The sequence below is a fragment of the Virgibacillus sediminis genome, assembly GCF_042643265.1.
GTDB classification, from domain to species: domain Bacteria; phylum Bacillota; class Bacilli; order Bacillales; family Amphibacillaceae; genus Virgibacillus_O; species Virgibacillus_O sediminis.
Genome location: NZ_JBHRRZ010000010.1, coordinates 95,921 through 122,549, shown reverse-complemented (window position 1 = coordinate 122,549; position 26,629 = coordinate 95,921). Strand labels below are relative to the sequence as shown.

Below are 26,629 nucleotides of genomic sequence, written 5' to 3'. Positions count from 1 at the left end.
TTCATTGATTGAAACAAGTTCATCACCGCCTTTGGAAATTCTATCTTAAGAATAACATGTAAAGAAAATGAATTTTAGAAAAATGGACAAAAAATAAGGCTGTCGAGAACTTTCTCGACAGCCTGAGAGCGTATCAGTCTGATACGCTCTTTTCGATTATATGGTTGTTCTCTTTTTCAATAGCCCTGCTGCAACAGCGGTTACGATTGCACCAGCAATAATGGCCAGCAGGTAAAGGGCAACAGACATCCATCCGCCTTCAGCTAGGCCTACTACAAACACTCCTCCATGGGGTGCTGGGATGCCGATATTGAACATCATGGTGAGAGCTCCTGTTAATGCAGAACCTGCGACTGCAGCCGGAATTACTCTTGCCGGGTCAGCTGCCGCAAAGGGGATTACTCCTTCCGTGATAAAACAGGCTCCGAGAACATATGCTGTTTTGCCAGCTTCTCTTTCAGTTTTATTATATTTGCTCTTGAAAAGCGTGGTGGATAGAGCCATTCCGAGCGGTGGAACCATTCCGCCTGCCATCGCTGTAGCAATGAAAGTATAGTTGCCCGCCTCCAGCATGGCAATACCGAATGTATAAGCGGCTTTGTTTACCGGACCGCCCATATCCACTGCCATCATTCCTCCAAGAATAATTCCTAGTAGAATCTGGTTTGTTCCGCCCATCCCTTCCAGGAAGGAAGTTAAGCCGGAATAAATTTGTGTTAACGGCGGGTTGATGAGCAGCATGATTATACCGGTAATAGCAATACCGAATACTGGATAAAAAAGTACGGGTTTGAGTCCCTCCAATGCCTGTGGCAGGACAGTGAATGCCTTTTTTACAAGCAAAGTTATATAACCGGCGAGGAAACCTGCAATCAACCCTCCAAGGAATCCGGATCCTCCATCAATGTCAGCGGCGGTAATGGCGATTAACCCTCCGACCATGCCAGGTGCAAAACCGGGACGTTCCGCTATGCTAGATGCAATAAAGCCGGCAAGAACTGGAACCATCAGGAAAAAGGCATTTCCTCCGCCGATGGTATTGAGCATGTCGGCGAACCGATTGTATTGGTCACTGGCGGGGTCACTTGAATTGATCCCCCAGAAGAAAGACAGGGCAATGAGGATACCACCGCCTACCACAAATGGAAGCATATTGGAGACACCGTTCATCAAGTGCTTATAAAATCCGCTCTTTCCTTCTTTTTCGGCTTCCTCTCCTTTATTGGACTCATGCTGATAGACAGGGGCTTCATTGGCTGCCGCACGGTTCAGCAGTTCCTTTGTTTCATGAATTGCCTTGCCAACGGGGACCTCTATGACTGGCTTGCCGTGAAATCTGGCCATTTCCACTTGGGTATCGGCAGCGACGATGATGGCATCCGCATCCTTGATATCCTCATTGGTCAAGCGATTTTTAACACCGCTGGACCCGTTTGTCTCTACTTTAATGGATAGTCCCATCTCCTTTGCTGTTTCATTAAGTTTCTCCGCAGCCATGTAGGTATGGGCTATGCCGGTAGGGCAAGCTGTCACAGCAAGGATTTTCTGTTTGTTTGTATCTTCTTCTGTGTCCTCTGGTCCGTCTACTTCCTGCTCTTTTTCATTGACGGCCTGCAATACTTCTTCTTTCGAGGAGGCTTTCAGGATTGCGGCCCGGAAATTCTCATCCATCAGAAAGGTGGAAAGGCGGGATAATGCCTCAAGGTGGTCATTATTCGCTCCCTCACTGGCTGCAATCATAAAGAAAAGGTGGGCCGGCTGGCCATCAAGGGAGTCGAAGTCGATGCCGTCCTGAGATCTCCCGAAGGCTATAGCAGGTTGTCTGACGGCTGCAGATTTGGCATGGGGTATGGCAATTCCCTCCCCAATGCCGGTGGTGCTCTGCTCCTCCCGTTTCAGGATCCCCTCTTTGAATGCTTCTTTATTATCAAGTCGTCCGGCTTTGTCCAGTTGGTCTATTAATTCTGACAGCACCTCCTGCTTAGAGTCAGCAGCTACGTCAAGAATAATTGTTTCTTCGTTCAGCAATTCGGTGATTTTCATTTTATTACATCCTATTCCTTATAAATTTCGTCGTCACTTGACCGAGCAATTTTTGAGCATCCTCTTTCTGGCAGAGGTCGGATTGAAAGGCAGTTGCACTTCCACAGGCAACCCCAAAACGGAAAGCCTCTTCTGCATTTCCGTTTTTTTGGAAAGATGCCAGAAACCCTGCGACCATGGAGTCTCCTGCACCTACGGTATTGACTGCTTTCCCTCTAGGAGATTCTGCTGTCCAAGTTCCTTCCTTGCTAACGAGGATGGCACCTTCTCCGCCCATTGAGACTATTACATAAGTTATTCCATCATCCACCAATTTCTTAGCATAATGGGCTGCTTGTCTTTTACTAGTAATGGATGTGCCAAACAAGTCCCCGAGCTCTTCAGAATTTGGCTTGATCAGGAAAGGGTTCGTGGAAAGCAGGGAACCTAAAGCCGGGCCGGAGGTGTCGAGCACAAATCGAACACCTTTTTTTCGGCACGCATTTGTAAGTTTTTCATAGAAATCAGCTGGGATTGATGATGGCAGACTGCCAGCTAATACAAACCAGTCATCTTCCTTCATCATAGTAACTTTTTCTAATAGGCTGTCCAGTTGATGATTTTGAATTTCAGGGCTTGGCCCATTAAGCTCTGTCTCATTTTTGGCTTTGATTTTTACGTTAATCCGAGTATTTTCTCCCGTATCGGTAAATTCTGTCTGGATCCCTTCGTTATTTAGAAACTGCTTCAGGTATTCTCCTGTAAAACCTCCAGCGAAGCCTAAAGCAACGCTGTCGGTATCCAGTCTATTCAGTACGCGGGATACATTGATTCCTTTGCCGCCCGGATAATAGTAGACATCCTCTGCACGGTTCAGACGGCCGGCTTCAAATTCGGCCAAGTAAGTTGTGTAATCTATGGATGGTGTAAATGTACAGGTGTAAATCATTAGTATATCCTCCTGATTTCTGTGTGTTCCTGAAGTGCTGATTCATCTTCTTCTGGCAGGCCGCCAGTGATCAGTACAGCGTTTTTTAATTCCGATACTTTTGCAAAACTTGCCGCACGGAATTTTGAATGGTCTGCCAGTACATAAGATATGTTAGATAGCTGCTGTACGGTGCGCTTTATAAGTGCTTCTTCCGGGTCAGGGGTAGTATACCCTGCTTCAATGGAAAAACCATTTACACCTAGAAAACATTTGTCAAAATGGAAGTTTTGAAGCATTTGCACTGCAGGCGGACCTATAAGTGCAGAAGTCTTTGCTTTTATCCTTCCGCCGGTCATATATGCTGTAATTCCATGCTCGATCAATGCATCTATATGGGTCAGTCCATTTGTAACCACTACAATATCTTTCCCCTGCAGATGGGGGATCATTTTCATAGTGGTTGTGCCGGCATCCAGGTAAATACAATCTCCATGCTGGATCAGGGAAGCTGCCTTTTCGGCAATTTGTAGTTTTTCTTCCAAATACCTGGAAGACCTTTCAGTAACAGTGTACTCCTGAAATTTTTGTTCTGGCAGGATGGCGCCGCCATGGATCCTCTGGAGCTCCTGCTTCTTTTCCAGCTCCGTGAAATCCCGCCTGATCGTGGAAATAGAGGCGCCGGTTGCAGTGGCCGCTTCCTGTATGGTGATCGTCTGTTTTTCTTTTAACAATTGAATGATGATGGTATGGCGTTTTGTTGTCAGCATTTCGCATCTCCAATATTCATTTCATTTACTAACTTGGATTATAAGGCAAACGTTTGCAGAAATCAATCACAAACAACCAAAAACATTTAAAATCAATCAAAGACATCAATGGTGTTTATCCAATAAAAGAAACGGCAATTATCCATTGCAAAACCGCGGGATACATGGTATATTCGTAAAAATTTATGAAAGGGGAGGCGGCAATGAGAAACGTGACATTGGAGCAGATATTTATCCATCCTATAACACAGAAATACCTGAAACGGTCAGGAATAGCCCATGCTATTGCTGTGGCTGAGTATGCATATATGTTTGCAAAAAGGTATGACGTCAACCCTGACTATGCAGCGAAAGCAGCCCTACTGCATGATATCGGGCATTACACCTGGTATCGGAATGGGGAATGGGATTATGAGCTCTATAAAGAAAATGATATTCATGCAATTAAAGGAGCAAGCCGGGCCCATAAATTGCTGATCCGCATAGGAGAGGACCGTCAGACAGCCAAGGAGATTGCCGTGGCCATCTTATTGCATACCGACTCTTATCTGCCGGAGGGCGAGTTGAAGTTGAAGCCACTGCAGGAGGTAGTTGCAATGGCTGATGAAGCTGACGAGGAATCAGGGGGAAACCACCATTATAAATCCATTGATGCGGAGTCAGCGTTGGAACGGATACGGGCTTTGGATAGCCGTATTGATTCCGATGTACATGTGTACAACGGTCAGTCAGGCAGTTTACGATAAAAAAGATTATTTCCATTTGCCAGCAAGACGCGGTTGGATTGAATTGGGGGGCAAGGCATCCACAGCCTTCCGCTCCTAATCCTTTCTTTTTTCATCCTCCTTCTTTCTTTCTTGTTCCTCTCTATTTACCTCTTCTTCATCCTCATCCTCATCCGAAAACTCATCCGTGGATGCAGTCATTTGAGGATCACTGCGTTCGAAATCACTTCGTTTCCCGTAACGGAGCAAGTCATAGATTACCCTGCCATTGCTAGGTTGTCCATCCGGATAATAAAGTGGGATGGCATCGAAAACTACAAAATAGAGGGCATAGAAGATAAACCTGTTCCAAAATGTTTCCGCATCAAGCAAGTCATTTGCCAGCAGACCATTAATGGTAAATGCTGTCAGCAGATTGGCTAGCATAGGCGATGCATATAGGAAGACGTGAGACCACTTTGTGTCCCGCCGGAGCTCATCGTATGAGCACCAGCTGTAGATAAAATAAAACTTGCGGATCTCAAAGATGGAGAAACTGAAAAGGTTCGGCCCAGAACCAATAGTGATTCTTGCATCTTTCGCTCCTAGGAGTTTACTGGCAATAAAAAAACCCAATTCCCTGATAATGGAGACTACAGGCAGGATAATAAAAATAGAAAATACCAGGGATATAAAATCCACTATGCCAAACAATTGAATCCCCCCTATCCTATCGGTTAGTCCTCGTATTTTTCTTACCCAGATAATACTCCTTAAAACCCGATAGGAAATTTTCCCAGAAAAAGAATGAACCTACTAAAACAGCAGGTTCATTCTTTTTCCAAATATTCTTCTAAAGTGATCCCTTGATTCATGATTTCTTTTGCAGCTTTTTCACCGACATAGCGCAGATGCCACGGTTCATATTGATATCCGGTTATGTGTTCCTTTCCCTCTGGATAGCGGATAATGAACCCATGTTCAGCTGCGTTTTCTTCCACCCATTTGCCTTCCTTAGTTTCACCGAAATCCGTCGTCAATTCAAAATTCACCGAAGCACTGGTTATATCCATGGTCAAGCCGGTTTGGTGTTCACTTTCGCCAGGGCGGGCGCTGAATTTATTGGCAGCTTCCTCACCATTCTCGTTGGCATAGGCAGTGAATAGGGAATCCTGTCTTTCATATGAACGATAGCCGGATTGGGCGAAAAGTTCGATATCCTCCTGCTCGGCTGCTTGGAATAAATTCATCAGCGCCTCTGCTGCAGGCTTCCGCATTTTCTTTTTAGGCAGGTCATCTTCAAAAGGGAAACGCACGTCCGGGACAACCAAGTCCTCGGGGGTATAATCATTCGGCAATGCCTGCTGTTTGTTCACGAGGGCCAATTGATCATAAGGGTTGGCGATTACAGGAGTACTTTCATCAGAAGTCGTTGTAACCGTTTCTTGCGGCAGTCCTTTACCGGGTTCTGGATTGAAGGATCCGGATAGTGCTTCATCCAACGCTTTCTTTGTCTGTTGATTGTATATGCCTAGCGGAATTAATTCTTCATGCTGGAGTTGTACGTCGGTAACAGCCCAAGTAGTCGATTCATCGTATACACCGTTTGCAGATATGGGATAGCCGATCGCTGCCAGCACATTCTGTAATTCGGTCACTTCCTTACCTTCATCCTTCTTCTGAAGCCCTTTCTCAGGTAAGGTTAATTGCGGTTTCTTCTCATTATTCTCTGAAGCGGCTTCACTGTCAGCTCCATTTTCTGATTCTGTTACTTCCGGCTTTTTCGTGCCGGCATCTGTGCAGGCTGCGGCAAAGATTAAAAGAAAGCAGGCTGCTGAAATAGCTGAGATTCTTAAGTTGATCATGATTTTCTCTCCTTCATCCCACACTTTTTATACTGTCTTTTATTTTCCCATACAGACAAGGAAGGGGGCAACACAAATATAGCGGTGCACTAAGGTATGCATGAACCATCCACTGCCCCACTACATAACCATAACAATAGAAGCCTTTGAGGGGGATATAACAGTGGGGCGAAAATCGGTTGAATCGAACAGTCTGTCCACACTTACAGCTCTCCTGTTCTGGTGTGCCCTGGTGGTGGTTTCCAGTGTCTATATCACGATACCGCTTGTTTCTTCGTTTGCGAAGGAGTTCGGGGTGACATATAGTACAGCTGCGGCTGCAAGTAGTGCGTTTTCTTTGTTTTATGCTTTTGGGTTTTTGCTGTTTGGCCCGCTCTCTGACAGGTATGGCCGCAAGCTTATTATTGTTGTCGGCATGGGAATGCTCGCATTTATTACCTGCACGATTGCAATGGCTGGACATTTCTACTCGGTTACTGTGTTGAGAGGGGTGCAAGGGTTTTTTGCTGCCTCTTTTGCACCGACAGCTTTAGCTTTTGTATTTGATGTCTATCCGCCTGAAAAAAGAACTACAGCGGTAGGGTGGATCAGTTTTGGGTTTGTATCTGCAGGCATTTTCGGCCAAGTGATAGGTGATTCCATTGTTCAAACGTTTGATTGGAAAATGGTTTTCTTCTTTATGGGTTTCCTTTACTTGCTTAGCATGGCAGCCGTAATAGGGAAATTCCCGCGAGCCCGGCAAAAGGAGGCAAAAGAGAATGATGGGCCCTATAGTTATTTTGGGCAAGTAAAGGAGATTTTCAGTAATAAAGGGCTGCTATTTTGCTATGGGATTACGTTTACCCTTCTACTAACCTTTATTGGTATGTACACTATATTAGGAGATTACTTGCAGTCTGTCCATTCAGTGGGCGAGAAGAGGATTATCCAAGTACGGGCGGCCGGGCTGATTGGGATGGCTCTTTCCCCTTTTGCCGGGGCATTTGTAAAAAGACTTGGATTGCTTCGAGTACTAAGGATGGGATTGGGCATGTCTGCAGCCAGCTTAATCTGTTTGGGGATGGCAGATGAGTACTGGTTATTGGTGATAGGCAGTATTCTATATGTGGCGGGAATTTCTATAACGTTCCCGGCAATCATGATGCTGGTTGGAGAACTGGGTGGCCCGCTTAGAGCAATGGCTGCTGCTTATTATGCGTTTATTTTGTTTCTCGGTGCTACTGCGGGTCCATTACTTGCTATATTCCTTGTACAATTTTGGGGGTATTCAGGAGGTTTCGCCGGCCTGGCTGTGCTTACCTGCAGTGGCTTGGTAGCTACTAAGTATATCAACCAAGATAGAGCGGAGGTTTAGTTCCGCCCTTTACTTTATTTTCCCTTTGCGAATAAGCGGCATATCTCCACAATGACATGGACAGCTTTCACCATATTGTCCACAGATATATACTCGAATTTACCGTGGAAATTCTCCCCGCCAGTGAAAATATTTGGGGTCGGCAATCCCATATAAGAGATTTGAGAGCCATCTGTTCCTCCTCTTACTGGTCTGATTAGGGCATCGATACCTTGATTGGCCATTGCTTGTTCAGCAATATCCACAATTTCTTTCACCGGTTCAATTTTATCCCGCATATTATAATATTGATCGTTCATGTCCAGTTCAGCTCGTCCTTCTCCGTACTTTTCATTGATTTCTAGGACAAATCTCTCTACTGTATTCTTTCTCTCTTCGAATTTCTTCCGGTTAAAGTCCCTGATAATATAGGATACCTCGGTATGCTCTACATCCCCCTTCAGGGAAATTAAATGATAGAAGCCTTCATAACCTTCCGTTTGTTCCGGTACCTCTGTTTCGGGAAACTTCTGAATGAATTCAGCTGCTATCTTACCGGCATTTACCATCTTTCCTTTAGCTGTGCCCGGATGTACGCTCTCTCCTTTGAAGGAAATTTTGGCAGCGGCAGCGTTGAAGCTTTCATATTGCAGTTCACCCAATGATCCGCCATCGATCGTGTAGGCATAATCGGCATGAAATCTATCTACGTCAAATTTATGCGGCCCACGCCCAATTTCTTCATCCGGAGTGAAGGCCACTCGTATCTTGCCATGTTCAATTTCCGGGTGTTTTATTAAGTAGTCCATGGCAGTCATGATTTCGGCTATGCCCGCTTTATTATCTGCACCCAGCAGGGTAGTTCCATCTGTGGTAATCAAAGTATGGCCCTGGTATCCTGGCAGTTCAGGGAAATCCTCTGCTGAGAGCACCACATTTTGTTCATTGTTAAGCACAATGTCTTTGCCGTCAAACTCCTCGATAATCTGTGGCTTTACATGTTCTCCTGTGAAGTCTGTAGCTGTATCCAGATGGGCCAAGAACCCTATGGTGGGAATATTTTTGTCCGTGTTGGACGGAAGAGTCGCCATTACGTAACCATATTCATCAGCGGAGGCATCATCCATACCTATTTCCCTCAGTTCTTTGACCAGAAGTTCAGCGAGTTCCCATTGGCCTGGAGTGGAAGGTGTTGAAGGATTATCCTCGTTTGATTGGGTATTGATCTTAGCATAGGAGGTAAACCGACTGATAATATCCTCTTTCATTTCATGTTCTCCCCTTTATTCATTTGGTTAAATATTACCACATTCTATAAGAAGGACGCGTAGTTGATCGCCGACCATCTGATTGGGGTGACCGATGTTATAATTGTTGGGGAAAGGGAAAATAAAGAGAGATTTAATTAGAAAGTAAAAGGTTTGGAAAATTTAAAAAATAACTATGCTTCTCCATTGCCATCAGGTAGAATGAAAGATGACAGTGTAATGGAAGTTGATTAAGTTAAGAAACTAGTAGGGGGAATAGTAATATGCCTTTCTTGATAAACGTCAACAGACTGAAAAACCGGCTGGATAACAATTTGGATAATACGGTAGTTATTGATGTGCGCTTCGATCCTAATGACCCGGACGCTGGAAGGAAGATGTACCTGGAGAGCCATCTTCCTGGGGCGGTCTATTTGGATTTGGAAAAAGACCTTTCCGGAAAGCCGGAAAAACATGGGGGAAAACACCCACTTCCCGACATGAATCTGTTTGCAGCAAAGGCAGGGAATATCGGGATAGATCATGATACTACAGTGGTTATATATGATCAGGATAACGATATGTTTGCTGCCAGGCTGTGGTGGATGCTTCATATCCTCGGCCATGAACGGACATATGTACTCGAAGGCGGGTATAATAGGTGGACCGAAGAAGGATATGAGGTTACTGCTGAACTGCCTGAATTGAAGGCAAAGAAATTCCGCGCTTCCCGCAAGGAAAATCAAATAGCAGACATAGAAGAAGTGAAAGAGAAGCTTGATAGGGATGCAGCTATATTAATTGACTCCCGGTCGAGGAACAGATATTTGGGGAAGGAAGAGCCCTTGTATCCTAAGGCGGGTCATATACCTGGAGCGAAGAACTACTTCTGGAAGGACCTATTTAAGGAGAACGGGACATGGAAAAAGAACGGAGAACTGGAAGAGCATTTCTCCTCCCTCCCGAAACATACAGAGATTATCGTATCCTGTGGCTCGGGCATTTCCGCTTGTCCAAATGTACTCGCACTAAAAATGGCGGGTTATGAAAAGGTGAAACTCTACCCCGGCAGTTTCAGCGACTGGATTTCCTATGAAGAAAATGAAGTAGCGACAAAGGAAGAATGAGATGAATATCAACCGTTGTGAATGGGTTACGGGTGACCCTATCTATATCCAATACCATGATGAAGAATGGGGGCGGCCTGTCCACGATGATCGTAAGCTGTTCGAAATGCTTACCCTGGAAGGAGCCCAGGCAGGGTTGAACTGGCTGACTATCCTCAAACGGAGAGGTGCATACCGACAGGCTTTTGATGATTTCCATCCTGAGTTAATCAGTAACTATGAGGAAGAAAAAGTAGAAGAGCTCCTGCAGAACAAAGAAATTATCAGGAACCGATTGAAAATCCGTTCAGTAATCACCAATGCCAATTGCTTTTTGAAAGTTCAGCGGGAATTTGGAAGCTTCGACCGGTATATTTGGCAGTTTACTGGGGGAGAGACCATGCGGAACGAGTGGGAGAGCCATTTAGAGATACCGGCTTATACAAAGGAGTCAGAGGAAATGAGTAAAGACTTGAAAAAAAGAGGCTTTAAATTTGTCGGGCCGACCATCTGCTATGCATTCATGCAGGCAATTGGGATGGTGGATGACCATACAGCAGGATGTTTCTTATATCGCAGGATCTGAATTCGTAAGATACGGTTGAAGGGCCAGTTGTTATCTGGTAAAATTGCAAACTGTGTGTTTATTTACACCAATAATTTAATTCTATCAGGTGATTGTTATGGTATATACAGCTTTTCTTGAAAAAGAGAAGGATAAGGAAGAATTGAAGCAGGAATTGGATACCCTTGAAATTCAATTGTTCCGGATGCAGAATAATATCAAAGAGATAGCCAAGAGGTCCGAAGTAATAAGCATTGACCAGACAAAGGATGACAATTGGACGGTCATTTTTGCTGATAAAGACAGTAAGACGTTCCAGCTCATGCTTCATGACTGCAGGAAGCCTTTCCGTGGGAACTGGGATTCAGCCATTCAAGCAGAATATAAAGATGAAAACACTCTGCATATCGCCGATATAAAAGGCGAGCAAAATAAGGGGTATGGATCCCTTTTAATGAAGCACCTTAAAGAATTGGCGCGCCAAGAAAACGTCCAGTATATTACTGGCGATCTTGTTAAGCGTGATTTTGACCATGTCGAAAGGTTGAAGCACTTCTACACAAAGCATTACTTTGATGTGAAAATAGACCATGTAAACCAATACGGGGAAATCATCTGGAATGACGAGTGAGGAGACTATGACTAAAGTTTTCTACCCGAAGATATAGTCGGTCCGGGACACGCCGCTTTCTGTAAGTGGCTGGTGAATTCCCTCGTCGGGACACACTACGGGCTCTCATTTATGCCTTTCCTTCCCCGGGTGGCTAAGTTTCCTTCGCTAATTGACTCATTGTCCGTTTATTTAGTTAAAGGTTTGTTATGTCAACGATCACAAGGGGCGCGGCATATCGATCCATAAAAAGAGACGCAGAAATCTGCATCTCTTTTTTTAGCCAAACACCTGTCTGACTGTTTCTTCGAATTGATAGAAATAGGGTGGAATATCCTCCTTGCTAAGTCCATGATACATATATTTGGCAATCGATTGATGATACCACTTCTGATCCTCATAGCCTGCATTGAAATTTTTCCAAACCCTTTCTCCATGTTCCTCAATGTCCTGTTTCAAACTTAGGAGGTTGTCCAACTTGTCGGCTACAATCAGATATTTGACTTCTTTTTCTGCATGTTTCAGATGATTGACGGTTGCCTGTTTCCTTTCTTTCCAGGTCTTCGATTTGTCTTCCGTATGGGCTTCCACCAGAGAGGCGATTCTTTCGCCAAATTCCATCCTAATATCCTCCAGGTTGTAGTCGGTATCTTCTGCCACATCATGCAAGTAGCCTGCACATATCAACTCTTCCTGGAAGCCATGTTCCTCCAGCCGCTCAGCAACCCGGATTGGGTGGGTGATATAGGGGGCATCCGTGTTTTTCCTTTTTTGGCCACGGTGGGCGGCCTCGGCAAACCTTCTTGCACGTTGTTTCAATTTGGTTCCTCCCGATTTGATGATATGTTAAGCTATACCACGTTTTATTCCGGTAGACAAGTAATTACTATGTGGTGATTCCTTTTTACTGGGAGGAAGGATAATGGTAAGATATGATTAAACAAAGAAGGGAGCCACAGCAACCATGGAGAAGGGTATCAACCAGCGTAAAACTGAACATATTCGTCTTTGTTTAACTGACAATGTAGAAGGGGTGGAGAAGTCCACTGGGTTAGAAGGGATAACCTTTCTGCATAATGCATTACCTGAAATCAATTTTGATGATATAGATCTGACTTCCCGTTTCTTGGGTAAAACTTTGAAGGCACCTTTCCTGGTAAGCTCGATGACAGGCGGGTCGGAAATGGCGGCTGAGATCAATCAGAACCTAGCTCTTGCTGCGGAAAGGAAAGGTTGGGCAGTAGCTCTCGGCTCTACAAGGGCCCTGTTGGAGAGCGATGCCCATGAGGATTCCTTTCTTATACGCCGCCAGGCCCCCCGTGCTCCGTTGATTGCCAACCTTGGGGCAGTACAGTTGAATTATGGATATGGTGCCGAGGAAGCTCAGAGGATTGTAGATAAAACCGAAGCAGATTCCCTGGTATTGCATCTTAATAGCCTGCAGGAGGCAGTTCAGGATGGGGGAGATCTTAACTTTGAGAATCTGCTTCCGAAAATAGAGAGGATCGCTAATTCTCTTGATGTCCCTGTAGGAGCCAAAGAGGTAGGCTTTGGGATTGATGGCGTGGCAGCGCAAAAGTTGTACAATGCAGGAATTTCTTATATAGATGTAGCTGGAGCTGGCGGAACTTCCTGGAGCCAAGTGGAAAAACTCCGTTCCAGGGATCCATTGAAAAAGGCGGCGGCAGAAGCCTTTAATAATTGGGGTCTGCCAACCAAGGATTGTCTTGTATCGGTCCGCAGCAAACTTCCAGAAGTTCCTCTAGTAGCTAGTGGAGGGATGAAGTCCGGGGTGGATGGAGCCAAGGCTGTAACAATTGGAGCGGATATTATCGGCTTCGCCCGCCAGCTGCTCCAAGCGGCAACGGAGTCAGAGGAAGTGGTTTGCCAGGCAATGGATCAGATTGAACTTGAAATGAAGATGGCGATGTTCGGAATAGGGGTAAAAAACCTGGACGAGTTGAAGAATACAAATCGGGTCAGTATAATGGGCAGATCCTTAATGGAAGAAAACAGCTGAAGCATCAGGCTTCAGCTGTTTTCTTATGTGGTTTATGCAAAGCAGCATTATTTCGTTCGTAAGCAGGGGCCATCTCGAGCCCATGTAAGACTTGAAGCTCTCTTCCATGTGACAGGTCTTTTTTCATACGGAAATGAGCGTCTAGGCAAGCCAACAGCTGGCGGTGGCAAAGTCGATCTATCCGCTTTTTTGCATTCCGCACCTCGCTTCAACGGACTCGTGCTCCTTTGTTCAAAGGGGCACGTTTTAATTTGGTAGGAGCGGGTATTATACAACTAAAAGGTTGAGGAGGAATGTCGAATTGCCTTGGACCATGAACGATTATCCCTCATCCATGAAGAATTTAAACAGCATTACGAAAAAGAAAGCAATTGATATTGCAAATTCCATGATAGATGAAGGTTATGAAGAAGGAAGAGCGATTCCCATTGCTATCGAACAGGCAAAGGAATGGCATAGTAATGCAAGCGGGGAAGAACTAGAGGAGTATAAAAGGCATGGGAAGCCGGCAGAAAGATCTTCCGAAGGGAAAAGGCATGATAATAACCCGGAACGTCTAGAGGAAGGGGAACAGGTTATCTCCCATGAAGACGGCTGGGCGGTCCAATCGGCTGATGCTAAAAAGCCTGACAAGGTATTCAGCGATAAACAAGAAGCAGTTAAAAGAGCAAGGGATATTGCAAAGAATAAGGGAACTTCCCTGACAGTATACAAGTATGACGGTTCCATTCAGGAAACTAAATCCTATAAAGATTAGTAAAATCAAGGGCAGGGACTGGATAACTTTTAGCCTATCATACATTATCACCAATAATTACCGTAATGCACATTGTTTAATGAACACTATAAGCTATGCTACAATATTTCCAGAAATGAGGTGGATGAAATGAAAATAGAAGTATGGTCCGACTTTGTGTGCCCATTCTGTTATATGGGGAAGCGCCGATTGGAAAATGCTCTAGAGAATTTCACACATAAGAATGATGTCATATTGCAATATAAAAGCTACGAGTTGAATCCGGCAGCGGAAACAATGCCGGTGCAGAATATCCACGAATATCTTGCCGAAACGAAAGGAATGCCTGTAGAGGAAGCGAAGGCCATGAATGAAAGTGTCGGCAGGCAGGCTGCAGAATTAGGGTTGGATTATAATTTTGAGAAGATGCAGCATACAAATACATTTGATGCCCACCGTGTTGCCCAGTACGCTGAGGAACAAGGGAAAGGCAGAGAAATGACGGAAAGACTTCTCCGTGCATATTTCTCCGAAGGAAAGCTGATCAGTGATCATGCTGCCTTAATTGAACTGGCAGAGGAAGTCGGCCTTGACGCCGATGCTGTCACAACCTTGCTGAAAGTGGACGATTATGCCATCCATGTAAGAGGAGATGAAGAGCAGGCACGCCAAATAGGTGTGCAGGGTGTGCCGTTTTTTGTATTCAACGAGAAGTATGCCATTTCCGGTGCGCAGCCGGAAGAAGTTTTCAAGGAAGTGCTTGAGCAGGTGTGGGAAGAGGAGAACTCAACACCAGACCTTGAAATTTTCAAGCCGAAAAAGAAGGCCGAGACAACCTATTGTACAGACGAGGGTTGTGAAACCATATGATTCTAACAGCCGGAAGAGAATTTCTCTAATCCGGCTGTTTTTTTGTTGTTGGTAATTGTAAGAAATCTCCCTTATCTGGATAGCGGGTGAGTACCTAGGGCAATCTCCAGCGGACAGTTGGTTTTCTATGATTTCCTCTTATATATGACCAAGTGTTCGCGTTACGTCTCAGTTTTCAAACAATTGGTGAACAGCTGGCTGTTTTTTGTTGACGGAGTAACTTAATATGGTATACTGAAAATTAAGGAGCTAATTGATAATGAATATCATTATTAATTAGAATCAGTTAAAAATAATAATTATTATTGACAAGTAATTTCAATCACATTAAGGGAATGAAAGGCTTCATGTAAGCCCTTACCGGCGATTTGCATGATGCATTTCAAGAGAAGGTCGTTTCTATGAAAATAAGATACTTAGTTTCAGCGCTTATCATTCTCTCAGTGGCATCCATTTTCATAGGTGTTTCTGATCTGTCACCACTTGATATGTTCAGCCTCACGGAGAGCCAGATGCAAATTCTGCTTACAAGCAGGATACCGAGATTGTTAAGCATTTTGATTGCTGGTATGAGCATGAGTATCTGCGGGTTGATTATGCAGCAGTTAAGCAGAAACAAATTTGTCTCGCCTACGACCGCTGGTACACTTGATTCAGCAAGGCTTGGGGTACTTGTTTCGTTGATGATGTTTGCTGCGGCCAGTCCGCTCCAAAAAATGCTTGTATCTTTTGTGTTCGCTTTGTTGGGCACCTTCATTTTTATGAAGATACTTGAAAAAATTAAATTTAAGGATGCCATTTTCATCCCGCTCATCGGCTTAATGTTCGGGAACATTATCAGTTCTGTTTCCACATTTTTTGCTTACCAGAATGATCTCATTCAGAATATGTCCTCTTGGATGCAGGGGGACTTCTCGATGATTATGAGCGGGAACTATGAATTAATGTTCATCACTATTCCCGTTCTCCTGCTGGCATATGTTTACGCCAATAAATTCACGATTGCAGGAATGGGGGAAGATTTCGCCAAAAACCTTGGCCTGAATTACCGGCAGGTTGTTAATCTTGGTTTGATGATTACGGCCCTGGCCACGGCTTCGGTTGTTTTGTCGGTCGGGGTGATTCCATTCTTGGGACTGATCATTCCCAATATTGTAACGATCTACCAAGGGGATCATTTAAAGAAGACGTTGCTGCATACTGCATTGTTGGGTGCTGTGTTTGTCCTATTCTGTGATGTTATCGGCAGGATCATCATTTATCCATATGAAATCCCGATCAGCTTGACCGTAGGGGTAATTGGCAGCGGAATCTTCATTTATCTGCTGTTAAGGAGAAAAAAATATGGGTTATAAAAAAAGACTGGCCATATTGGCCATTATTACAGCAGCACTCGCTTTTCTATTCGTATTTTATGACCTGAGCGGCAACATTAGTTACATTCTGCCGAGGAGACTGGTCAGAGTGGCGGCAATTATCCTTACCGGAGGATCGATTGCACTGGCTACTGTGATATTCATGACGATCACGAACAACAGGATCTTAACACCCAGTGTAATGGGACTTGATTCACTTTATCTGCTTCTACAGACGGTGATCATCTTCATCTTTGGAGCCAATTCATTGATGATGATGAATAGTAATGTGAACTATCTAGTCTCTGTAGCACTGATGATGTTATTTTCACTGGTGCTTTACCTCCTGCTTTTTAAAGGGGAAAGGAACAATATCTATTTCCTTCTTTTGATAGGGATGATTCTAGGCACTTTCTTTGGGAGTTTCACAGATTTCATGCAGGTTTTAATTGACCCCAATGAATTCATGGTTGCTCAGGACCGCATGTTTGCCAGTGTGAATAACGTCAATACCAACTTGGTCCTGCTTTCATTTATCTTGATTGTTCTGGCACTTCTTTATTTCATAAGGCTTTATAAGTATCTGGATGTCTTGGGGCTGGGCAGGGACCATGCCATCAACCTGGGGGTGCCGTACAATTCCGTTGTAAGACAGCTTCTGATTCTTGTTGCGGTTCTGATCTCGATAGCTACTGCGTTAATCGGCCCTATTACTTTTCTTGGGTTATTAGTAGTGAATGTAGCATATGAATTCATGAAAACTTACCGTCATTTCTACATTATTATGGCTTCTGTGTTAATCAGTATCATTTCGCTGCTCGGCGGACAGTTCATTGTGGAGAAGGTCTTCGCATTTGATACGACAATCAGCGTAATCATCAATTTTGTTGGCGGAGTATACTTCATATATCTTTTGTTAAAGGAGAATAAGTCATGGTAAATATAAAAAATGTATTCAAGACCTATAACCAAAAGAAAGTCATTGATGATGTGTCAGTGGAAATTGAGAAAGGGACAATTACTTCTTTTATCGGTCCCAATGGTGCAGGGAAAAGTACATTAATTTCCATGGTAAGCCGTCTGATAGCCAAAGATGATGGGGCGATAACCATTGACGGGGAAGACATACTGCAAGTGAAAAATAATGAGCTTGCAAAAAAAATCTCCATTTTGAAGCAAACAAACGCCATCAATTTAAAACTGACGGTCCGTGAACTTGTCTCCTTCGGCCGTTTCCCATATTCCCAGGGAAGACTGAAGAAGGAAGATTGGGAGAAGGTCGATAAGTCTATCAATTATATGGAACTCGGTGATCTTCAAGATAAATACTTAGATGAGCTTAGTGGCGGCCAGCGCCAACGGGCACATATAGCGATGGTAATCGCCCAGGATACAGAGTATATACTCCTTGATGAGCCATTAAATAACCTGGATATGCGTCATTCCGTCCAGATTATGAAAACACTTAGGAGACTTGTCAATGATATGGGGAAAACCATTGTCATCGTTATCCATGATATTAACTTTGCTTCCTGCTATTCAGACAATATTGTTGCTTTGAAGGATGGTAAGATTGTAAAGCAGGGAAGAGCATGTGATGTAATTGATAAATGTGTACTTAAGGACATCTATGACATGGATATTGATATTAAGGAAATTGATCAACGTAGAATATGTGTATATTTTTAATAGCGTCAGAAGCAGAATGCTAGAGAGGCGGCAAGAAGCTTTATATAAAACGAGACCGGATCTCTTGAAAAAGAAGAAAGAATCCGGTCTCCCAAAAAAAATCCCTTATAATGAAACAGTATCTCACGGCTGTCCCATTATAAAGGTAATCCACTACTATTTATTTTAACCTATTGATTATTTTAGGTAAATCTTTTTGCTTAAAAATATAATGCTGCTTTATCTGTTGCATGGCATCGTCGCTATTTAAAAAATAAAAAATACTAGAAGTAAAGGAGTAGGAACATGAAGAAATTATTATGGTTGATTTCAATTGCAGCAATCCTTGCTGTATTAACGGCCTGCGGGGCTGAGAATAATGAGGAAACTAGTGCAGAGGAAAAAGAGGAAAAGGAGACAGTCACCATCGAACATGAACTCGGTGAAACAGAAGTTCCGGTGAACCCTGAAAATGCAGTGGTCTTTGATTATGGTATATTGGATAGTTTGGATTATTTAGGAATTGACGTAGCAGGTGTTTCAAAAACGGCTCTTCCTGATTACCTGGCACACTATGATAGTGACGACTATGAAAATATCGGCAGTCTGAAAGAGCCGGACTTTGAGAAAATTGCAGAAATCGATCCAGATGTGATTATCATCTCAGCTCGTCAAGCCAGTCTGTATGATCAGTTATCAGAGATTGCTCCGACCATTCATCTTGGGGTGGATCCTACAAGATATATGGATTCCTTCAAGGAGAACATGAATAAGCTTGGAAAAATCTATGGCAAGACAGAGGAGATTGAAGAGGCAGTAACAGAAATTGAAGATTCGATCGCCGAGTTGACTGAAAAGACGCAAGGCATGGAAGAAGAGGGTCTTATTATCTTGGCAAATGATGACAAAATGAGTGCTTATGGACCAAGTTCACGTTTTGGATTGATACATGATGTGTTTGGTGTTCCTGCATCCGATGAAGGAATTGAAGCATCCACACACGGAATGAATATTTCGCCAGAATATGTGATGGAACAGGATCCTGACCTGCTGTATGTCGTTGACCGGGCGGCAGTAGTTGGTGGAGATACTTCCGCACAACAGCTGGTTGAAAATGAGCTGACGAAAAACACCAAGGCTTATCAAAAGGATCAAATCTACTATCTAAGCCCGGATTATTGGTATCTTTCCGGTGGTGGGCTGGTTTCTGTAAAAGAAATGGTCAATGAAATTAAGGCAAGCCTGGAATAACTCTATTTAACTGAAAGCAGTCTGCATTGAAGTGGGCTGCTTTTTGCTTTATTGTTGTTGCCAAGGGTTGGACAGGATAATTTCAGTTGTGGCATAAATATGGAAACTGACAGTTGTTTTGTCTTGAAAATGTAAACTTTCCGTTCTAAGCCTGTTATGATGCGCCCTGCTGGGGCTAAGGGGTTTTTGGGTTGCTTGAAAAGTATGAGGCCTATATGTTTGAATAAAGAGAAACGGAAAGGAAATGGGGTTTATCTCTAAATGAAGAAACTTTTAATGTTCACGTTAGCGTTATTGACCACAGCAGTACTGGCGGCATGTGGCGGAGATGATTCAGCTAAAGAAGGTAACCAGGAAACACCAGACAACCCTTCGGAACAGGCGCAGGAAAGCGTTGAAGTGACGGAGGAGGAGAAGGTGGGTGAAGACGAGTCTGTTGTTAAAGTCAATGACTCTGAGGTCACCGGAGAAAAATACAATCCAATCTACCTGCAGGTGAAGACAACCATGCAGCAAAGTGGAGAAGATATCAGTGATAAGGAAAAAATTAAGGACCTTACACTTGATCTTCTAGTAGAACAGGAACTGATTCTGCAGGACGCTGAAAGAGCAGGAATTGAAGTGACTGAAGAAGAAGTGGAACAAGAATATGCAAACATAAAGGAACAATCAGGTGATCAGCTCCCAGCTATGCTGGAACAGTTTCAATTGACGGAGGAACAGTTCAAAAGTCAGTTGAGTGATGACCTTGTTACAACAAAATATATGGAGTCCGAGTTGGATGTAGAAGTGACGGACGAAGAGGTCGAAGAGATGTACAACCAGCTGAAAGGCCAAAATGAAGATGTAGGAGAGCTGAAAGAACTTGAAGAGCCTATTAGACAGCAGCTGCGCAGCCAGAAGGAACAGGAGCAGCTTATGACGAAGGTGGAAGAACTGAAGAAAGAGGCTGACGTAGAAACATTGATTTAATAGATGAAAAGGGATCATTCCTAAATGGAATGGTCCCTTTTGAATTTTTATTGGTTGTTTTCCTGCTTTTGAATATGCCGCTTCTGCAATTCCTGTTTGATGTCTTCAATGGTCACACCTGTCAGTTCCATTAAGACTAGGGTGTGGTAAGTAAGATCGGCGATCTCCCAAGTGATTTCTTGTTTATCATCATTCTTGGCACCAATAATAACTTCACTTGTTTCCTCTCCAACCTTTTTGAGTATCTTATCGATGCCCTCGTTGAAGAGATAGGTGGTATACGCCCCTTCCACCGGGTTTTCTTTTCGTTCCTTTATTTTGCCGGCAACCTGATAGACAACATCCTGTACCACTTCTTCTTCTTTTTGGAGTGATTTATGGAAGCATGTCTCTTCCCCAGTGTGGCATGCTGGGCCTTTTGGTGCGACCTGCACCAGGAGGGCGTCCCCGTCACAGTCATAGGATATCTGCTTTACGGTTTGTGTATTTCCTGACGTAGCACCTTTATTCCAAAGTTCTTGGCGTTTTCTGCTGTAGAACCAGGTCTCCTTTGTCTCAATGGTTTTTAACAGGGATGATTCATTCATATAAGCTAGAGTCAATACTTTGCCTGAATTTGCATCCTGGACGATTGCTGGGATGAGTCCCTTCTCGTCAAATGACAGATTATCTAAGTTAACTTCCATTATGTATCCCTCCTGACAATGATCTCTTCCTGTGCTAGGTAATCCTTTAATTCGGCAATTGGTATCTCTCCGTAGTGGAATACCGACGCAGCCAATGCGGCGTCTGCTCCCGCTTCCTTAAGGACGGTGGAGAAATGCTCCTTTTTGCCAGCCCCCCCGCTGGCTACTACAGGGATATTGACCGCCTCGGCAATTTTCTTGGTCAGCAGCAGGTTATACCCATCTTTTTCTCCATCTGCATCCATGGCATTTACTACTATTTCGCCGGCCCCGAGCTGTTCTCCTTGTTTTGCCCATTCAATAGCATCAATGCCGGTATTCTCTCTTCCTCCCTTGGTAAACACCATCCATTGCCCGGTGCCTGTCTGCTTGGCATCAATGGATAATACAATACACTGAGAGCCAAACTTCAAGGCGGAGTCCTTAATCAACTGTGGGTTGGTTACCGCAGCACTATTGATGGACACCTTGTCGGCTCCGGCCCTAAGAACCCGGTGAATATCTTCCAAGGTGCGGATTCCGCCGCCTACAGTAAAGGGAATGGCGATTTCAACCGCAACTTTTTCTACTACATCTACGAAAATATCCCTTGCCTCATTGGATGCTGTGATATCGTAGAATACCAGCTCATCGGCGCCTTCCAGGTTATATTTATTGGCTAGCTCCACTGGGTCGGCTACGTCCTGGATGTTTTGGAATTTCTTGCCTTTTACTACACGTCCTTTATCGACATCCAGGCAGGGGACAATACGCTTAGCCAGCATGGCCATCACCACCTGCGATTTGTTCAAAGGCCAATGTACCGTCATATAATGCTTTGCCAATGATAGCGCCGTACAGTTTAAGATCTCTCAATTTCTCTATATCTTCCTTGGTCGTAATTCCACCAGACGCAATGACATTCATGGCAGATGCTTCATTAATGGCCTGAAGTTCATTGAAATTTGGTCCCTGCAGCATTCCATCTTTAAGGATATCTGTATATACAATGGTCTGCACTCCCAGCGCTTCCAATTCTTTGACCAGGTCCAACGCTTTTACTGAACTTGTTTCGGTCCAGCCGTCTGTCGCTACATATCCATTGCGGGCATCAATGGATACAGCAATTTTTTCGCCATACTTGTTGACTGCCTTTCCAAGGAAATCTTTGTCGTTGATTGCAGCGGTTCCGATGATCACGCGGCTGATCCCAGCTTCAATATATTCGTCAATCAAGCCGAGGCTGCGGATTCCTCCTCCTACTTGAATCGGTATCCGGGTCTTCTTAGCAATTGTTTTGATGCTGCCTTTATTGGTGGACTCCCCGCTCTTTGCTCCATCGAGATCCACAATGTGAAGGGATTCAGCACCTTTTTCCTGCCATTTTAGGGCGGTTTCCGGTGGAGAATCACTGTAAATTTTTTCTTTGTTATAATCCCCTTGTGTCAGGCGTACACATTTTCCATTTTTTATATCGACTGCCGGAAAAAGAATCATGAAATCATCTCCCCAAAGTTTTGTAGTAATCGCAGTCCTGCTGCTCCACTCTTTTCGGGGTGGAACTGCATACCGATAATATTGCCCTGCTGTACAATGGCAGGGACGGTGCCTCCATACTGTGTACTCGCTGTCAGGGTTTCCTGTTGATAGCTGCTTACAGCATAGGAGTGGACAAAGTAGACATAGGTTTCCTCATCAATCCCGTCAACTACTGGATGTTCCTGCTGAATATTCAAGGTATTCCAGCCCATATGTGGAACCTTTACGGAACTGGATATACGGCTGACTTCTCCCTTTAGCAGTCCAAGGCCTTCCCAATCTCCGTCTTCAAAACTTCTCTCATAAAATAGCTGCATGCCGAGGCATATCCCCATAGTGGGCTTTCCTTTTGCAGCCTCCTCCTTGATCACTTGGCTTAGGCCCAGCTCATTCATAGAGTCCATTGCATCCTTGAATGCCCCTACACCAGGCACAATAACGGCTTTACTGTCACGGATCGTCTGTGGATCTGAGGTGAGAGTTGACTCTAAATTGTGTTTGTTCAAAGCAAACTGCAGGCTCTTAATGTTTCCGGCTCCATAATCTACGATGGCAATCATCATACTGCCTCCTTTTATAATGTTCCTTTAGTCGAGGGTACTCCTTCTATTCTTGGATTCTTGAGGGTGGCCAGATCAAGGGCCCGACCAAATCCTTTGAAAATGGATTCGATGATATGATGGGAATTTCTCCCGTAGGACAGATTGATATGAAGAGTGACTTTTGCATTGCTGACAAATGCTTGGAAAAACTCCTCAACCAGCTCTGTATCAAAGCTGCCAACCTTATCTTTCAGGCCTTCAACATGATAGACAAAATAGGCCCGTCCGCTGATGTCCAGGGATATTGTTGACAAAGCTTCATCCATTGGTGTAGTGATATTCGCATAACGGGTAATGCCCTCTTTATTTCCTAATGCTTCACGAAACGCCTGTCCGAGGGCTATTCCGATATCTTCCACCGAATGATGCTGATCGACCTCCAGATCACCGTCGCAGAGTACTTTAAGGTCCAGTAAGCCGTGGTTGGACATAAGTGTCAACATATGATCAAAAAACCCTACTCCTGTGTCAATTTCCGACTTTCCCGTTCCATCAATGGAAATTTCCAGTTCGATATCCGTTTCTGCTGTTTTTCTGCTTATACTGTGTTTACGCATGTGGACCGTCCTTTCTGACTTGGATGGCATTGGAATGAGCAGTCAATCCCTCTGTTTCAGCCAATGTCTGAATAGAGGACGCTGCCTCTCTCAATGCTTCCTGGGAATACTGGATAACGCTCGACTTTTTGATGAAGTCATAGACACCAAGCGGGGAGGCGAATGCAGCTGTTGCACTTGTGGGCAACGTATGATTCGGCCCTGCAAAATAGTCGCCAAGTGGTTCCGGCGAATAAGAACCAAGGAAAATCGCCCCTGCATTTTTAACATATTCAAGCTGCTCCTGTGGGTTTTCGATCATCAGTTCCAAGTGTTCGGGTGCGATGATATTGACCACATTAAAAGCTTCTTCCTTATCAGCGGCCAGAATAACTTTTCCAAATTGTTCCAGCGACTGATCGATGATTTCCTTTCTTTCCAGTCGGGAAGCCTGCTGTCTTACTTCCATGATGACCTGTTCTGCTAATGGCTCGCTGATTGTTACACAAACGGCCCTGGCAGATTCATCGTGTTCTGCCTGTGAGAGCAGATCGGCAGCAATGTACTTCGGTGAGGCAGTGTCATCCGCCAGCACACATATTTCACTTGGACCGGCAATCATATCGATGGCAACATCACCATAAACCCACTTTTTGGCACGCGCTACAAATGCGTTTCCTGGCCCGACGATTTTTGCGACCTTGGGGATAGATTCCGTACCATAGGCGAGTGCGGCAATGGCTTGAGCTCCCCCAAGCTTATAAACTTTATCTGCTCCGGCTTGTTTGGCGGCAACTAGAACATGCGGGTTGATGCTTCCATCCGATTGGGGAGGAGTTGTTATAGCAACTGTTTCTACGCCGGCAAGCCTTGCAGGAATCACATTCATCAGTACAGAAGAAGGATAGGCGGCTTTTCCGCCAGGTATGTATACACCAACCTTTTCTAGTGGTGTTACCTTTTGTCCAAGCATAATACCTGGTTCTTTGTTTACAAACCAGGATTTCTCCATCTGGTTCTGGTGGAACTCGGAAATATTCTGTTGGGCCTTTCTTAAGGCTTGTATGAATGAGTCGGAAACCTGTTTTTCTGCTTCCAGAAATTCTTCTTCCGTTACCGCTAGTTGATCCAACTCTACTTTATCAAACTTCTTTGTGTAATCATAAAGTGCCTTATCTCCAGAACTTCGGACTTCCTGGATGATTTCCAAGACGGCCTGGTCGATCTTCTTTTCGTCATCTGCTGCAGAAGACTGGTCAGCATTATTATTGAGAAATTGTTCAGCAGTGATTAACTTCATATGGCAGATCCCTCCAAGGAACTCTGTAGTTTGCTGATGAAAGAATTGATATCTTGGGACTTAGTTGCATAGCTTGCTTTATTTACGATGAGTCTTGTACTGATATCTTCTATATCTTCGACGACTTCCAAGCCATTTTCCTTGATGGTATTTCCCGTTTCCACAATATCGACGATGAAGTCGGCGAGGCCGATCAGCGGTGCAAGCTCTACGGATCCATTCAGCTTCACAGTTTCCACCGGCTGCCCTTTTCTCTCAAAGTGTTTCTTGGCCACGGTAGGGTATTTCGAAGCAATGGTGAGTTTTCTGTTTTTCTCCAATGTATCTCCCTTAATGCCAGCCACAGCGAATTTACATTTTCCAAGTTTCAGATCAAGCATTTCGTATACCTCGGGCTGCGCTTCAAGGATGTTATCTTTCCCTGATACACCGATATCTGCTGCTCCTTTTTCTACATAGGTAGGCACGTCTATTGCTTTTACGGCAATCAATTTTATCTGTTTTTCCGTATCATAAAAAATCAGCTTTCTGCTTTCCTCCTGCAGATCGGGGAAAGTAATCCCTGCATTTTCCAGCAATTCAATGGTGCTGTCCAATGTTCTGCCTTTGGCCAATGCAAGTGTTAAGTATGCCATTAGTCTTCACTCCCCATTTCCCATAATATCCGTTGCAGTTCCTTCAAATCAGTAAAGGTTTCCAGTTTTCCATCGAGCTCAAGCTGAGGAAGTTCTCCAGTATAATGAATGCTGCAGTCTGCCGATACATATTCCGCTGTCGTGTTTTCGGTCGGATAGGTGAGCACTTGCCATCCATTTCTTCGTAATTGAAAAGCCAGTTCAAATGCTTCTTTTTGTCTATCTTTTTCATAGCGCACGAGAATTGAAAGAGGATCCTTTTTCTCTTTCCAAAGTTTCTCTTGATCATGGGCATTCAATAAATCATCTACTTCAAACGCGAAGCCGATCGCAGGCATCGGGCTGCTGAACTGCTCTCCCAGATTGTCATAACGGCCGCCCATCAGAAGAGGTTTGCCGACATGTTCAACGAACCCTTGAAATATAATGCCTGAGTAATAGTCCATATTGTTAATGAGCCCCAAATTAAACACCAGTGCATCTTCTTCTCCATAATCTTTCAACACTTCATAAACATCTACCAGGTTACTCAGCAGATCCTTCATTTCGGTATTCCGAATGATCGTCTCTGCCTGACGGATGACGTCAGCAGGATTGCCATAAAGCAGAGGAATGGAGCGGATCGCTGATTTTACATCCTCTTCAATCGGGAGCTGATCCAAAAACGGGTTCATCTCCGCTATGTTTTTGGATTGGATGAGGTTCTGCAGTTGGTCCAACTCTTGTGGGCTGATAGACGTCTGTTTAATCAGTTCTTTGAAGAAACCGGCGTGGCCAATTTCCAGCTTGAAATTATGGAAACCGAGATCCTTCATGGTATGGATGGCGAGCATAATGGTTTCCGCATTATTCTCTGGTTTATCATCTCCGAAGAATTCAACACCTGCCTGTGTGGTCTCTTTCCGATCCGATTGTTCCTGATTCTGGCGGAAAACGTCCAATACATAGAAAAGCCTCAAATCGGCTGGCAGGCTTCCCTGATTCGCTGCAATCATTCTAGTAATGGGAATGGTGACATCCGGCCGCAGCACCAGCACTTTTCCGGAAGAATCAATGACCTTCATCATGTCATCCTGGCTTACCGTTCCAGTAATGGTAGAGTATAAATCGTAATATTCAAAGGTAGAAGTCCGAACCTGTTTGTACCCGTACGTCTTGAAACGTTCCTTCAATGTGTTGATCAGGTTATCCCTGATTTGAAAATCTTCCACGCTTGTATCCTTATTTCCATCGAGCACGTAGTTTTGCATGAAATTCTCCTTCCGGCAAACTTTAATACTTTATTGCTTTATCTAATTAAAGTTATATAGTATTCTAATAATTATAGAGT

General features: G+C 44.2%; 28 protein-coding genes. 13 read left to right on the top strand and 15 right to left on the bottom strand.

The features are described 5' to 3' along the window. Nucleotides 1–156: 156 nt before the first annotated feature. The 3 genes from ACFODW_RS05990 to ACFODW_RS05980 are packed head-to-tail and all read right to left on the bottom strand — an operon-like array spanning nt 157 to nt 3,720. Nucleotides 157–2,043: a PTS fructose transporter subunit IIABC gene (locus ACFODW_RS05990; RefSeq protein WP_390304249.1), complete on the bottom strand. Its 1,887-nt coding sequence runs from the start codon at nt 2,041–2,043 to the stop codon at nt 157–159. Between the two features lie 4 nt (nt 2,044–2,047). Next, nucleotides 2,048–2,971, bottom strand: a complete 924-nt coding sequence (gene pfkB / locus ACFODW_RS05985; protein ID WP_390304246.1) for a 1-phosphofructokinase — start codon at nt 2,969–2,971, stop codon at nt 2,048–2,050. Then, nucleotides 2,971–3,720, bottom strand: a complete 750-nt coding sequence (locus tag ACFODW_RS05980; RefSeq protein WP_390304244.1) for a DeoR/GlpR family DNA-binding transcription regulator — start codon at nt 3,718–3,720, stop codon at nt 2,971–2,973. The genes pfkB and ACFODW_RS05980 overlap by 1 nt, the downstream gene beginning before the upstream one ends. Nucleotides 3,721–3,923: 203 nt before the next feature. Between ACFODW_RS05980 and ACFODW_RS05975 the strand changes: the two genes are divergently transcribed. After that, complete coding sequence (locus tag ACFODW_RS05975) at nt 3,924–4,466, top strand: HD domain-containing protein (RefSeq protein ID WP_390304242.1); 543 nt, start codon at nt 3,924–3,926, stop codon at nt 4,464–4,466. A 75-nt stretch (nt 4,467–4,541) separates the two neighbouring features. Here the strand turns inward: ACFODW_RS05975 and ACFODW_RS05970 are convergent, their stop codons facing one another. Both ACFODW_RS05970 and ACFODW_RS05965 read right to left on the bottom strand, forming a co-directional pair. After that, nucleotides 4,542–5,138 carry a hypothetical protein gene (locus ACFODW_RS05970; protein WP_390304240.1) on the bottom strand — a complete coding sequence of 199 codons (597 nt, stop codon included), beginning with the start codon at nt 5,136–5,138 and terminating at the stop codon, nt 4,542–4,544. 116 nt (nt 5,139–5,254) lie between these two features. After that, nucleotides 5,255–6,289: a D-alanyl-D-alanine carboxypeptidase family protein gene (locus ACFODW_RS05965; protein WP_390304238.1), complete on the bottom strand. Its 1,035-nt coding sequence runs from the start codon at nt 6,287–6,289 to the stop codon at nt 5,255–5,257. A gap of 163 nt (nt 6,290–6,452) precedes the next feature. Between ACFODW_RS05965 and ACFODW_RS05960 the strand changes: the two genes are divergently transcribed. After that, entirely contained in the window at nt 6,453–7,643 is a 1,191-nt protein-coding gene (locus tag ACFODW_RS05960; RefSeq protein WP_390304236.1) for an MFS transporter, read from the top strand. Between the two features lie 14 nt (nt 7,644–7,657). On the opposite strand, the gene pepT is transcribed toward ACFODW_RS05960, so the two are convergent. Next, nucleotides 7,658–8,890 carry a peptidase T gene (gene pepT, locus ACFODW_RS05955; protein WP_390304234.1) on the bottom strand — a complete coding sequence of 411 codons (1,233 nt, stop codon included), beginning with the start codon at nt 8,888–8,890 and terminating at the stop codon, nt 7,658–7,660. Nucleotides 8,891–9,153: 263 nt separating this feature from the next. Between pepT and ACFODW_RS05950 the strand changes: the two genes are divergently transcribed. The 3 genes from ACFODW_RS05950 (at nt 9,154) to ACFODW_RS05940 (ending at nt 11,171) form a co-directional block, all read left to right on the top strand. Next, nucleotides 9,154–9,996 carry a sulfurtransferase gene (locus tag ACFODW_RS05950; RefSeq protein WP_390304232.1) on the top strand — a complete coding sequence of 281 codons (843 nt, stop codon included), beginning with the start codon at nt 9,154–9,156 and terminating at the stop codon, nt 9,994–9,996. Between the two features lies 1 nt (nt 9,997). Next, complete coding sequence (locus tag ACFODW_RS05945; protein WP_390304230.1) at nt 9,998–10,561, top strand: DNA-3-methyladenine glycosylase I; 564 nt, start codon at nt 9,998–10,000, stop codon at nt 10,559–10,561. Nucleotides 10,562–10,658: 97 nt separating this feature from the next. Continuing rightward, complete coding sequence (locus ACFODW_RS05940; RefSeq protein ID WP_390304228.1) at nt 10,659–11,171, top strand: hypothetical protein; 513 nt, start codon at nt 10,659–10,661, stop codon at nt 11,169–11,171. 258 nt (nt 11,172–11,429) lie between these two features. On the opposite strand, the gene ACFODW_RS05935 is transcribed toward ACFODW_RS05940, so the two are convergent. Then, nucleotides 11,430–11,969, bottom strand: coding sequence for an HD domain-containing protein (locus tag ACFODW_RS05935; RefSeq protein ID WP_390304226.1), 540 nt, complete (start codon nt 11,967–11,969; stop codon nt 11,430–11,432). 145 nt (nt 11,970–12,114) lie between these two features. On the opposite strand from ACFODW_RS05935, the gene fni reads away from it, so the two are divergent. From fni to ACFODW_RS05895, 8 genes are all read left to right on the top strand, one after another. Beyond that, nucleotides 12,115–13,170, top strand: coding sequence for a type 2 isopentenyl-diphosphate Delta-isomerase (gene fni, locus ACFODW_RS05930; RefSeq protein WP_390304224.1), 1,056 nt, complete (start codon nt 12,115–12,117; stop codon nt 13,168–13,170). 301 nt (nt 13,171–13,471) lie between these two features. Beyond that, nucleotides 13,472–13,927, top strand: coding sequence for a DUF2188 domain-containing protein (locus ACFODW_RS05925; RefSeq protein ID WP_390304222.1), 456 nt, complete (start codon nt 13,472–13,474; stop codon nt 13,925–13,927). A gap of 129 nt (nt 13,928–14,056) precedes the next feature. Beyond that, nucleotides 14,057–14,776, top strand: a complete 720-nt coding sequence (locus ACFODW_RS05920) for a DsbA family oxidoreductase (protein WP_390304220.1) — start codon at nt 14,057–14,059, stop codon at nt 14,774–14,776. A gap of 401 nt (nt 14,777–15,177) precedes the next feature. Next, a complete protein-coding gene (locus tag ACFODW_RS05915) occupies nt 15,178–16,131 on the top strand; it encodes an ABC transporter permease (RefSeq protein ID WP_390304218.1) in 954 nt (317 codons plus the stop codon). Beyond that, nucleotides 16,121–17,071 (top strand): iron chelate uptake ABC transporter family permease subunit, encoded by a 951-nt coding sequence (locus tag ACFODW_RS05910; RefSeq protein ID WP_390304216.1) that lies wholly within the window; start codon nt 16,121–16,123, stop codon nt 17,069–17,071. The genes ACFODW_RS05915 and ACFODW_RS05910 overlap by 11 nt, the downstream gene beginning before the upstream one ends. Then, entirely contained in the window at nt 17,065–17,820 is a 756-nt protein-coding gene (locus ACFODW_RS05905) for an iron ABC transporter ATP-binding protein (RefSeq protein WP_390304214.1), read from the top strand. Before ACFODW_RS05910 ends, ACFODW_RS05905 begins: the two co-directional genes overlap by 7 nt. Nucleotides 17,821–18,105: 285 nt before the next feature. Further along, on the top strand, nt 18,106–19,050 hold the full coding sequence (locus ACFODW_RS05900) for a siderophore ABC transporter substrate-binding protein (protein WP_390304212.1): 945 nt from the start codon (nt 18,106–18,108) through the stop codon (nt 19,048–19,050). Between the two features lie 261 nt (nt 19,051–19,311). After that, complete coding sequence (locus tag ACFODW_RS05895; RefSeq protein WP_390304210.1) at nt 19,312–20,022, top strand: SurA N-terminal domain-containing protein; 711 nt, start codon at nt 19,312–19,314, stop codon at nt 20,020–20,022. 47 nt (nt 20,023–20,069) lie between these two features. Here ACFODW_RS05895 and hisIE read toward each other — a convergent pair whose 3' ends face one another. The 8 genes from hisIE to hisZ are packed head-to-tail and all read right to left on the bottom strand — an operon-like array spanning nt 20,070 to nt 26,549. Next, complete coding sequence (gene hisIE / locus ACFODW_RS05890; protein ID WP_390304208.1) at nt 20,070–20,708, bottom strand: bifunctional phosphoribosyl-AMP cyclohydrolase/phosphoribosyl-ATP diphosphatase HisIE; 639 nt, start codon at nt 20,706–20,708, stop codon at nt 20,070–20,072. Then, complete coding sequence (gene hisF / locus ACFODW_RS05885; protein ID WP_390304206.1) at nt 20,708–21,472, bottom strand: imidazole glycerol phosphate synthase subunit HisF; 765 nt, start codon at nt 21,470–21,472, stop codon at nt 20,708–20,710. Before hisF ends, hisIE begins: the two co-directional genes overlap by 1 nt. Then, complete coding sequence (hisA, locus tag ACFODW_RS05880; RefSeq protein WP_390304204.1) at nt 21,462–22,184, bottom strand: 1-(5-phosphoribosyl)-5-[(5-phosphoribosylamino)methylideneamino]imidazole-4-carboxamide isomerase; 723 nt, start codon at nt 22,182–22,184, stop codon at nt 21,462–21,464. The genes hisF and hisA overlap by 11 nt, the downstream gene beginning before the upstream one ends. Further along, nucleotides 22,181–22,786, bottom strand: coding sequence for an imidazole glycerol phosphate synthase subunit HisH (hisH, locus tag ACFODW_RS05875; RefSeq protein ID WP_390304202.1), 606 nt, complete (start codon nt 22,784–22,786; stop codon nt 22,181–22,183). Before hisH ends, hisA begins: the two co-directional genes overlap by 4 nt. A gap of 14 nt (nt 22,787–22,800) precedes the next feature. Next, a complete protein-coding gene (gene hisB / locus ACFODW_RS05870; protein WP_390304200.1) occupies nt 22,801–23,385 on the bottom strand; it encodes an imidazoleglycerol-phosphate dehydratase HisB in 585 nt (194 codons plus the stop codon). Next, on the bottom strand, nt 23,378–24,664 hold the full coding sequence (hisD, locus tag ACFODW_RS05865) for a histidinol dehydrogenase (protein WP_390304198.1): 1,287 nt from the start codon (nt 24,662–24,664) through the stop codon (nt 23,378–23,380). The genes hisB and hisD overlap by 8 nt, the downstream gene beginning before the upstream one ends. Continuing rightward, on the bottom strand, nt 24,661–25,299 hold the full coding sequence (hisG, locus tag ACFODW_RS05860) for an ATP phosphoribosyltransferase (RefSeq protein WP_390304195.1): 639 nt from the start codon (nt 25,297–25,299) through the stop codon (nt 24,661–24,663). The genes hisD and hisG overlap by 4 nt, the downstream gene beginning before the upstream one ends. Continuing rightward, nucleotides 25,299–26,549 carry an ATP phosphoribosyltransferase regulatory subunit gene (gene hisZ, locus ACFODW_RS05855; protein WP_390304193.1) on the bottom strand — a complete coding sequence of 417 codons (1,251 nt, stop codon included), beginning with the start codon at nt 26,547–26,549 and terminating at the stop codon, nt 25,299–25,301. The genes hisG and hisZ overlap by 1 nt, the downstream gene beginning before the upstream one ends. Nucleotides 26,550–26,629: the final 80 nt, after the last annotated feature.

Bases quoted from the DNA above. Each gene is read 5' to 3' on its own strand.
- ACFODW_RS05990 (WP_390304249.1), bottom strand. From the start codon at position 2,043: ATGAAAATCACCGAATTGCTGAACGAAGAAACAATTATTCTTGACGTA.
- pfkB (WP_390304246.1), bottom strand. From the start codon at position 2,971: ATGATTTACACCTGTACATTTACACCATCCATAGATTACACAACTTAC.
- ACFODW_RS05980 (WP_390304244.1), bottom strand. From the start codon at position 3,720: ATGCTGACAACAAAACGCCATACCATCATCATTCAATTGTTAAAAGAA.
- ACFODW_RS05975 (WP_390304242.1), top strand. From the start codon at position 3,924: ATGAGAAACGTGACATTGGAGCAGATATTTATCCATCCTATAACACAG.
- ACFODW_RS05965 (WP_390304238.1), bottom strand. From the start codon at position 6,289: ATGATCAACTTAAGAATCTCAGCTATTTCAGCAGCCTGCTTTCTTTTA.
- pepT (WP_390304234.1), bottom strand. From the start codon at position 8,890: ATGAAAGAGGATATTATCAGTCGGTTTACCTCCTATGCTAAGATCAAT.
- ACFODW_RS05950 (WP_390304232.1), top strand. From the start codon at position 9,154: ATGCCTTTCTTGATAAACGTCAACAGACTGAAAAACCGGCTGGATAAC.
- ACFODW_RS05945 (WP_390304230.1), top strand. From the start codon at position 9,998: ATGAATATCAACCGTTGTGAATGGGTTACGGGTGACCCTATCTATATC.
- ACFODW_RS05940 (WP_390304228.1), top strand. From the start codon at position 10,659: ATGGTATATACAGCTTTTCTTGAAAAAGAGAAGGATAAGGAAGAATTG.
- fni (WP_390304224.1), top strand. From the start codon at position 12,115: ATGGAGAAGGGTATCAACCAGCGTAAAACTGAACATATTCGTCTTTGT.
- ACFODW_RS05920 (WP_390304220.1), top strand. From the start codon at position 14,057: ATGAAAATAGAAGTATGGTCCGACTTTGTGTGCCCATTCTGTTATATG.
- ACFODW_RS05915 (WP_390304218.1), top strand. From the start codon at position 15,178: ATGAAAATAAGATACTTAGTTTCAGCGCTTATCATTCTCTCAGTGGCA.
- ACFODW_RS05910 (WP_390304216.1), top strand. From the start codon at position 16,121: ATGGGTTATAAAAAAAGACTGGCCATATTGGCCATTATTACAGCAGCA.
- ACFODW_RS05905 (WP_390304214.1), top strand. From the start codon at position 17,065: ATGGTAAATATAAAAAATGTATTCAAGACCTATAACCAAAAGAAAGTC.
- ACFODW_RS05900 (WP_390304212.1), top strand. From the start codon at position 18,106: ATGAAGAAATTATTATGGTTGATTTCAATTGCAGCAATCCTTGCTGTA.
- ACFODW_RS05895 (WP_390304210.1), top strand. From the start codon at position 19,312: ATGAAGAAACTTTTAATGTTCACGTTAGCGTTATTGACCACAGCAGTA.
- hisIE (WP_390304208.1), bottom strand. From the start codon at position 20,708: ATGGAAGTTAACTTAGATAATCTGTCATTTGACGAGAAGGGACTCATC.
- hisF (WP_390304206.1), bottom strand. From the start codon at position 21,472: ATGCTGGCTAAGCGTATTGTCCCCTGCCTGGATGTCGATAAAGGACGT.
- hisA (WP_390304204.1), bottom strand. From the start codon at position 22,184: ATGATTCTTTTTCCGGCAGTCGATATAAAAAATGGAAAATGTGTACGC.
- hisH (WP_390304202.1), bottom strand. From the start codon at position 22,786: ATGATTGCCATCGTAGATTATGGAGCCGGAAACATTAAGAGCCTGCAG.
- hisB (WP_390304200.1), bottom strand. From the start codon at position 23,385: ATGCGTAAACACAGTATAAGCAGAAAAACAGCAGAAACGGATATCGAA.
- hisD (WP_390304198.1), bottom strand. From the start codon at position 24,664: ATGAAGTTAATCACTGCTGAACAATTTCTCAATAATAATGCTGACCAG.
- hisG (WP_390304195.1), bottom strand. From the start codon at position 25,299: ATGGCATACTTAACACTTGCATTGGCCAAAGGCAGAACATTGGACAGC.
- hisZ (WP_390304193.1), bottom strand. From the start codon at position 26,549: ATGCAAAACTACGTGCTCGATGGAAATAAGGATACAAGCGTGGAAGAT.